General features: G+C 62.9%; 1 protein-coding gene. It reads right to left on the bottom strand.

Features of this window, described 5'->3' with window-relative positions:
- Positions 1–127: 127 nt before the first annotated feature.
- Positions 128–315 (bottom strand): hypothetical protein (locus J0A65_RS26865; protein ID WP_232850178.1); only part of this gene is annotated, 188 nt, incomplete at its 5' end.

Raw genomic sequence — 315 nt, 5'->3', positions numbered from 1 at the left:
CTGCGCAACTCGATCTATCGTTCGAGCACCGATGTCGGTCCGGACCTCAACGAGATTCGTGCATTCGTCGAGTACCCGCTGAGCATCCTGTGATGCCCCCTGCCCCGACCCTGGTCGGGGCAGCCCTTCATGCCCGCAAGGCCTGTACGAGAGCCTTGGCCGAATCCTCGATCGCAGCTTCGTCGTAGGCGGCGAACCCCATCATCAGGCCGGGTGCCTGCGTATTGGCGACCCAGTAGCGCGACAGCGGTATCGAGCCGATGCCGGCCTCCTGCAAACGCTCGAACGCCAGCTGTTCATCCTCTACGTGTAAGC

Origin of the sequence: Bowmanella yangjiangensis (genome assembly GCF_017255015.1) — a bacterium.
GTDB classification, from domain to species: Bacteria; Pseudomonadota; Gammaproteobacteria; order Enterobacterales; family Alteromonadaceae; genus Bowmanella; species Bowmanella yangjiangensis.
The sequence above is the reverse complement of the archived record's forward strand: the minus strand, read 5'-3'. Positions and strand labels throughout refer to the sequence as shown.